The 246-nt window shown below is 79.7% G+C and carries 1 protein-coding gene; it reads left to right on the forward strand.

Annotation, left to right across the window (positions count from 1 at the left end; translation table 11 throughout):
* Positions 1-246: hypothetical protein (locus G3I53_RS05760; protein ID WP_164438087.1), on the forward strand; the 246-nt coding region annotated here is incomplete at both ends.

The raw sequence follows: 246 nt of genomic DNA on the forward strand, positions 1-246 counted from the left end.
CCGACCGCGCCCGGCAGCAGGCCGCCCGCCTCGCCCGTCATCCCGTGGCCGGGCCCGCCCGCTGGACCTGGCAGGCCACCGGCGCGGTCCGCCGGGAACTCGACGACCCGCTCACCCCCGTGCTCGCCACCGGCGCGGTCGCCTCCGCGCTGCTCGGCTCCCTCGTCGACGCGCTGCTCGTCGTCGGGGCCATGGACCTCAACGCCGTGGCCGGCGGTCTCCAGCGGCTGCGCGCCGAACAGGCCC

It is taken from the genome of Streptomyces sp. SID14436, assembly GCF_010548465.1.
In the GTDB taxonomy this organism is placed as follows: Bacteria; Actinomycetota; Actinomycetes; order Streptomycetales; family Streptomycetaceae; genus Streptomyces.